5 protein-coding genes and 1 pseudogene are annotated in these 6,729 nt (G+C 57.8%); 4 read left to right on the forward strand and 2 right to left on the reverse strand.

Annotated elements, in window-relative coordinates; genetic code table 11:
- The 4 genes and pseudogenes from EHH60_RS36710 to EHH60_RS36730 all read left to right on the forward strand — a co-directional run.
- Positions 1-197, forward strand: a 197-nt coding sequence (locus EHH60_RS36710) for an integrase core domain-containing protein (RefSeq protein WP_148090226.1), incomplete at its 5' end; no start/stop codon positions are given.
- Between the two features lie 305 nt (positions 198-502).
- Complete coding sequence (locus EHH60_RS36715; protein WP_124163991.1) at positions 503-1,351, forward strand: Ntn hydrolase family protein; 849 nt, start codon at positions 503-505, stop codon at positions 1,349-1,351.
- 707 nt (positions 1,352-2,058) lie between these two features.
- Complete coding sequence (locus EHH60_RS36720) at positions 2,059-2,367, forward strand: DUF3892 domain-containing protein (RefSeq protein ID WP_245454696.1); 309 nt, start codon at positions 2,059-2,061, stop codon at positions 2,365-2,367.
- 1,180 nt (positions 2,368-3,547) lie between these two features.
- Positions 3,548-4,287, forward strand: a pseudogene (locus EHH60_RS36730) (transposase family protein); the annotation flags it as partial.
- A 274-nt stretch (positions 4,288-4,561) separates the two neighbouring features.
- Here EHH60_RS36730 and EHH60_RS36735 read toward each other — a convergent pair.
- Both EHH60_RS36735 and EHH60_RS38640 read right to left on the reverse strand, forming a co-directional pair.
- Positions 4,562-6,253 carry a carboxylesterase/lipase family protein gene (locus EHH60_RS36735; protein ID WP_124163992.1) on the reverse strand — a complete coding sequence of 564 codons (1,692 nt, stop codon included), beginning with the start codon at positions 6,251-6,253 and terminating at the stop codon, positions 4,562-4,564.
- A gap of 243 nt (positions 6,254-6,496) precedes the next feature.
- The coding region (locus EHH60_RS38640) for a hypothetical protein (RefSeq protein ID WP_502697436.1) at positions 6,497-6,729 on the reverse strand (233 nt) is incomplete at its 5' end.

Consider the following 6,729-nt stretch of genomic DNA (forward strand, 5'->3'; position numbering starts at 1 on the left):
TGTTCGTCGAGCGGCTGTGGCGCAGCGTCAAATACGAAGAGGTCTATCTGCGCGCCTACGACACCGTGTCCGACGCCCGCGCCTCGATCGGCCGATACTTCGCCTTTTACAATGGCCGGCGTCCCCACTCGAGCCTTGACGACGGCACCCCGGATCAAGCTTACTTCAGCCCGCTGCCGTTCCGCGCGGTAGCCTAACTCTGGCAGAAGCTCCACTTAACGACGCGGAATTGCTGTTCAGACAACCGGAGCCAGCTCAGAGACACGCCGACGTAGAACGCCTCGTCTTCACTGCGCAATCCCCGGCGAGGGCGCGTGAACGCAGATTGATTGGGGCTTTCCGTTCTGACCATCGGCAGACCTTCAGGGGCGACAAAACATCAGCCCTGTAGTCGCACGGATTTTCGGAAGCTGTCTATTAAATAGACTCTGCGTTCGCGGTGGCATTCTCCGCGATTACACCTGAGCTTAAGGCCCGAAGGAAGCAAAGAGAAGGAATTTAGATGACTGTGTGTGTTGCTGCCTGCGTCCACGATGGTTTGGTCTTTGCTGCGGATAGTGCTACCAGCCTCTTGGGTGCTAACCGGACTACCGGCGAGGTAGTGATTGAGCGTGTGTACCAGTACGGGAACAAAGTGTTCAACCTGGACAAGCGCCTGCCGGTGGTCGGCATGACCTCGGGCTTGGGAGCTATCGGCAACGCCCCCATTCACTCACTCGCGAAGGACCTGCGCCGGGAGTTTAAGACGGACGGCAGCAAGTACCAGCTCAACCCCGACAAATACTCAGTTGCTGAAGTCGCGGAGAAGGCACACGATTTCCTGTTCACCGACAAGTACTCGGCAGCTTCCAAGATTGAGGGCGATCATTCACTCGATTTTTGGATCGGCGGCTATTCGTCAGATTCCGACACCCACGAGTTGTTCAAGGTGGGCATCGTAAATGGGGCTGCGACAGTTGAATGCTTGTGTCGAGACGGCCAAAGCGACCTATTTTGGGGTGGTCAACCGAGTGCCATTAATCGATTGGTCATGGGTTACGACAACACTCTTGTGGAATCGCTGAGAAAAGTGGGAGTATCCGACGCCGACCTTCCGGGCTTGATGGACTTCATAAGCTCTGAAACCGTGGCTCCGTTAATGCACCCTGGAATGCCGGTTCAAGACGCAATCGAACTTTGTAGTTTTCTTGTCGAAACCACCAAAGGTTTCGTTCGTTTCCTACCAGGCGCCGATACGGTTGGCGGCGAGGTTGACATCGCCGTGGTGACGCGGCACGAACGTTTCAAGTGGATCAAGCGAAAGCACTACTACCCCCAAAACCTCAACAAGTTGGAGACCGACCATGTCTAAGACGAGAGAGGCGGCGGTCCACGCAAGCCGAGAACTACCACGCGAGCAGCCGATGCCGCGTTTCGATTATCAGAAGCCGCCGACGATTACCAAGGATGTGTCGTCCACCAATAGGGCTACTCTGTCCACTGACAGGCCGCAGTCTTCGACAAGGCCGCAGAAATTTCGCTCCTTGCAGAATCTCCATTTCTGAGGAATGACAGGCGGGATGTGATCGAGCAGCCGACTCGTCCTTCGCGCCGTCAACTTGGCGGCTCACTTCTTCCCTTCTAGAAGCATGCGTATGCGCGCAGCGATCTTCCGTGCCTCCTCCGGCCCCGGGTCGAGTTTCACGCAATCGAGGATCCTAGCACTTCCTGAGCGTCCTCGGCATCGAGCGTCGCGACTTGGCGATCTGCCAGGCTCAAAGACTGATCGGCCGCGCGGGCCTGATTGGCTGCAAGCACCGCAAGCGCCTCTGAGCGTAGCGACGTGATACCGCTCGAATATGTGCATCCGTTGGCCTGTAGCTACCCTTAGGGTACGCTTCGCAAGCGCCGCAGCGCCGGTGGCCGAGCCCCGTCTACGAAGACTGTGGTTGGCCACCTTTGCTCCAGAGACATATTCCCGAGGCGCCACCAGATCATGGCGCAGACAAGTAACCGGGGCACCTACCTGAATTGGTCGGCGGCATGGTCCGCCACTGAACGCTAACCTTGTTGCTCCTTTTGCATGCGGAAGAAGAGACCCCGTGGCCAGACTCGCACGCGTTCGCTGCGTCAGTAAGACCGACAGCACGAATCCACACGAGAGAATTAGCAGCATCGGCGGGGTTATATTCGAACGGAAGTCACTGGAAGCAATCTGTCGTTCAGACGATCAGAGACATCGAAAGCGGCGCGTGGGAATTCTATGTCCAGGAAGACGGGCTGACTGCTGGTTTGATCGTGGCCAAACACGAAGGGCACAAGTACATCAAGACGACGGCAGACGGCATTCAGCCAGACAATCTTCTTTCACTCGCTGAGTGTCCGTGATGCTTGTCCATCCCAGATCGCCGGTAGTGCGGGCGCAACTCGGCGCCGTTCGGCTGCGCGGTGTCAGGCGCTGTCCCCGCCACGCCCGCACTACCCTTTGAAATTAGCGGCAACATGACTAGGCGCTTGAAAAGTTTCTCGCGTTTACCCTGAGGAAGCGCTGTCCCTGCGGCGCACCGCTAATTTCGGGGGCAGCCAGCCTCAAGCGGCGAAAGAAGCTGACCAGGATCTTATCGCTCGCAGAACGAGCATAGCTACCATGACGGGGCTTAGCCCACGATGGAAGCAGCGCGGGCGCGCCTCGGCGCCGGAAATGCGCAACGACGCTGTCCCTACCGCGCCCGCGCTGCCGATGAAGCTAGCACTGATCTTCCCCCGACACAGCGCGCTGTCCCTATCACGTGCCGCAGATCTCGGTGGCCAGCCTTCGCCCTTGGATTGGCAAGGCTAACCGGGCTCGCTCCCAAGAGGCTCAAATTCCCAAGGGGGACCAACAAAGCAATATCGTCGAAAAGTACCGGAGGACACCTACCAGCACCAGTGGGTTGCCGCGCCCCGCGAGCATGCCATATCAAAGCGCTCGGCCTGCAACTCTCGAGCTGGCTCCGAGTAACTGCCGTGCCTAGGACGGAAGTGGTAGCGGCAATCCAAGCATTCACGGACTGCGTCCGTAGGCCAAGCCATACACCGGCAGAAGACACGTACGGGCCACAGCGAACTGAAGAACAGCGGCCGATTGGCGATCCCGAGTTGAAATTATCTGCTCAAAAATGGACGCCGTGGCGGATTGCCCTCTTTCGACCTTATCCGAATTCGAGGCGCTCAGACGCGAGATGGGGACAGATTTTCCCGCAACGCCATCCGCTTTACTCAACCGTGTAGCGGACGCCTTTTACGCCGTGGTTCGGCGGATGCCGGACCCTTAATCAGGACGGAGCGGATGATGCCTAGCACATGCTCGCTGCACACGATCGGCGAAGCTATACGCGACCTCGAAGAAAAAGTCGCTCACGTTGCAGAAATCAGCCGTGAGGAGCTTGCGAGCGGCGTTCTGCGCATTACGAAGCGCCTTCGAGATGACTCGAAGCCGCGCTCAAGGTAATCGATGGCCTAAAGGATCACACCGGTCCCGGGGCGGCAGGCCGCTTACGGTGATTGGGAGTTAGCGCTGTCTCCGCCACTGGCGAGGAAGCACGGGGTCAAGCTGCGGCGGTCCTATCTTCGCATTGCCAAAACCGCGACAATGATGGCGGGACGCTACGGCCATGCCAAGCAATTGAAGCGGCACCAGCGGCAGCTGCCCCTCCCGCTCAGCCGGGCCTCGCAGATCCGCTCGCAGCAGCAGCGCCAGCGCGGCTTCAAGCTTTCTTCCTTCCACGCCCCGGAGGTGGAGTGCATCGGCAAGGGCAAAGCAGCCGCGCCTTACGAGTTCGGCGTCAAAGCCTCCATCGTCACCAACAACCGCCGTTCTCCCGGGGCCTGTTCGTGCTGCACGCCAGGGCGCTACCCGATAACCCGTACGACGGTCACACCTTGCGGGACGTCATCGACCCCACCGAGACACTCACCGGCTGCGCGATCGAGCGGGCCTATGTCGACAAGGGATACCGCGGCCACGACGCACAAAATCACCGACGGATCTTCATCTCCGGCCAGAAGCGCGGCGTCTTCGGTGTCATCAAGCGCGAGCTGCGCCGCCGCTCCGCCATCGAACCCATCATCGGACACCTGAAGGCCGATGGTCACCTCGGCCGCTGCTACCTCAAAGGCCGCGCCGGCGATGCGGCTAAAGTCATCCTCTCAGCCGTCGGCCACAACTTCCGCCGCATCCTCGCCTGGCTCAGAGAACTCTTGTGCCTCATCCTGCTCCAGCTATGGCGCACGTTCGGCCGTCCCGCCCCGCTCAATTCGCCTTCTTAACGGACGACTGACTACAACTGAAATCGGCGTGCTCGATCGCCTCGTCACCGACATGACACTGTCCCCGCGATTAACAGAACGGACTACTATTCGGCGGAGGAGAGGCGCGAGGCCACTGCTGGCTCAATGTAGTAGAGGCAGATCCAAGGCCCTCGGAGACGGCGAACGTTGCCTGGGCACATGGCGCGTGCGGCGACACCTTGTCGGCCATCGTCGCAGCAATCTGGCGTAGCCGCGATACAGCGGGCGGGACATTACCGATCCGGGTTGTCAATCAATAAGGGTTAAAGTGCCAGCGCTCCCAGATTTCACGGCGTGACCCGTCAGGGTCCGCAACCGCCTCAGAATCTGCTGACCACACCATCACGACGCGTTTGTTTGTGTCGTAGGAAGGCCATTCCGGCACGCCAACGCCATTAGGGTCTCCCTTCTTTGCGAAATTCGTCCACGCGGTCAACATCTGATTAGTCAGCCGAGAGATATCCGAGCCCGGGGCCTTCGACAGCGCAAGACCACCTGGAATTTGGCTGAAATCACCGGTGCCGAACATGAATGGAAGTTCAATTGAATGAAACGCCCCCAACGGGGGCAGCGCAGGATCGAGATACTTTGGGGGCACATGCCAAGTGAAGCGATAGAGCCACACCTTGCCGCCCGAGGCCGATTGGCGCTCGGCTAGGTGTGTTGCCGGTTGCGTCATTATCACGTCATCAACCAGCGCCGCTTCGATTGTTCTTTGATCCGTCGTCCCGAGAACCTTCTCATACGTACTCATGAGCTTGCGTTTCACTTCCTCCCGTTTCTCCTCTGAGGTGTCCCGTATGGAGGGTAACATAGAGAAGACATCGATCTTTGCGCCGAGATCGGTGTCTTCCACGAACGGATTGCGGAACTTGCTGTCATACATTGCCCAGTAGTTCATTTCGTTTGCATTCGTCCCAAGCATGATCCCAACATGTCTTGACGTTCCGGAGGCGAGTGCTTCGGCAGGATCGAGGGCGACCCCCGAACCATCTGCGACGGGAGCGAAGAAACCATCCGGCTCACCGGTAGCGTGGGCCTGCAGCAATAGATCTCGAACGGGCGCCGTTTTGATCTGCGCCATGGTTTTCAAGGATCCGACGTCCATGACTTTTTTCACTGTCGCTTCCGCCGATCTCCTGGTGCGAATTAGATTGTAGGCCCCGCTTTGCAGGATCGCCCGTTGAAATGGCTTTTTCAGCGAGGGAGACACGAGGTGTGCGGCGATTGAGATCGAACCGGCCGATTCACCGAATACCGTGACATTATCAGAGTCCCCGCCGAGCGCCGTCGCGTTACGTCGAACCCACTCAAGCGCTGCGATCTGATCGCGCAGGCCGTTGTTGCCGCTACCGGAATAGGAAGGGTCGAGCGCACCTACCTCCGCAAATCCCAGCAAGCCGATACGATAGTTGATCGTGACGACGACCACATCCTTTCGAGCAACTGCTGCCCCATTATAAACGTCGGACGCGCCACCGGCAATGAAGCCTCCGCCGGGAAGATAGATCATGATTGGCAAATTCCTGACCTGCTTCGCAGGCTTCCAGACATTAAGGTAAAGACAATCTTCATCCTCGAACAAGCGAGTTGTGACTCCGCCTACGACAACCTCATGCGCCATGGCCGCTTTGGGATAACTTTCGAGCGGATCCTCGATTTGTGGACAGATTGTCCGATAGTTCGCTGCCTCAAGAATTCCTTGCCAATGATTAGGCAAAGATGGTGGGCGGAATCGCAAATCGCTCACCGGCGGAGCCGCGTAGGGAATTCCTTTGAGGCTCAGGATCCCATCCTCGATCACGCCCTTTGCCATCCCTCCCTCAAGTGTTACGCATTCAGGGCATGTTTCGTTTAATGCCCCTGCCACGGCACTTGTCGAGAACATCACAAATCTCAATAAGATCATTATGATTGACTTGGTTTGCACCGAACACTCCTGCATAGAGACGGCCTACATAGCGCGGCCTAACTACAGTGTGCTGTTGAAGCATTTATAATGCCAAGTCCTATTTCTACGGCGAGGCAATAGATCCGGCGGCACAGCCGTCAAGCGATGGTACAAATTCGGTGCGCCGAGCGAACTGCGCGCCAGCACAGCAATCAGAGGTGCGACTCGGTTCTTAGTCCAAGCTTTGATAATGCCCTTTTGTCGCTGTAGCGAGACCGAACTGTGAACCATTCAGAACTAGAGTTTTTCGCCGTGATCACGTTGGCGGGCTGGATGCGCCGACGTGGTTTTGCAGTAAAATCGGCGGTCGATTGCCGATCGCGCAATGGGGCCGCTCTTCGTTGTACAACAAGACTCAAGAACGCCCACAAAACCGTTTTTCGCGAGGTTCTTTATCGATTTCATCCCTGGTTTGGTCGCCGAGTTTGCGTTCATGGAACGGTCGGGAAGGCTGATGATGTCACTTTCCG

Source organism: Bradyrhizobium sp. RP6, assembly GCF_003837805.1.
GTDB lineage: Bacteria > Pseudomonadota > Alphaproteobacteria > Rhizobiales > Xanthobacteraceae > Bradyrhizobium.

Excerpts from the sequence above, each read along its gene's own strand:
- EHH60_RS36715 (WP_124163991.1), top strand. The coding sequence starts at position 503 with ATGACTGTGTGTGTTGCTGCCTGCGTCCACGATGGTTTGGTCTTTGCT.
- EHH60_RS36735 (WP_124163992.1), bottom strand. The coding sequence starts at position 6,253 with ATGCAGGAGTGTTCGGTGCAAACCAAGTCAATCATAATGATCTTATTG.